Source organism: Oleiphilus sp. HI0066, from assembly GCF_001635725.1.
Map to the genome: position 1 here is coordinate 1 of NZ_LWFH01000550.1, position 810 is coordinate 810.

Annotated in this window: 1 protein-coding gene; it reads left to right on the top strand. The window is 45.1% G+C overall.

Translation table 11 applies throughout. The annotated features are described in order from the left end of the window. The coding region (locus A3738_RS07375; RefSeq protein WP_156504055.1) for a TonB-dependent receptor domain-containing protein at positions 1-810 on the top strand (810 nt) is incomplete at both ends.

Consider the following 810-nt stretch of genomic DNA (forward strand, 5'->3'; position numbering starts at 1 on the left):
CGACCCTACCTTATCGTTGACGACCATTGTTTATCGCAATGAGTTTGAACGACTCTGGTCTAAGTTAAATGGTTTCGATACCAATACATCTTTATCGGAAATCTTTGCCAATCCGAATCAAGGCATTAATGTCGATTTTATTCAGGTATTACGCGGCGAAATAAACTCGTCAGATCTGGGCCCAGACGGAACGCTAATTGTTGGCAACAACGATCGTGAATATGTTTCTCAAGGCATACAGTTTTTGGCACACTGGGACCCAATGCTTCTCGGAGTCGCACATGAATTCGAGTTTGGATTCCGCCTTCATAATGACTACATCGAGCGAAATCATACGACAGACTCGTTTTTGATGACGAACGGCGAGCTCATCTCTGACGGAGCCGCGACTGTTGCAACCACAACCAACAAAGATTCCACAGACGCAATAGCAATCCATGTACAAGATAAAATCAGAATAGGCGATTGGACACTGACAGGTGGTGCCAGAGCAGAGTTTATTGATACCGTGCGAAAGGATCGTTCCAGCAGCAACGCTGATGACATATCGAATGAAGATACGGTTTTGATTCCAGGACTAGGTGCGTTCTATCAACTCACACCAGAACTGGGATTACTCGCCGGCGTATATAAAGGCTTTTCACCGGTTGGTCCCGGACAAAATGATGATATCGACCCTGAAGAAAGTATCAACTATGAAGCTGGCTTTCGTTATTACGAAGGCGCTTTCAATACGGAGCTAGTCGGATTTTATAATGATTACTCTAACATTAAAGGCGTATGCACCTTCTCTTCTGGCTGTGCCGACGC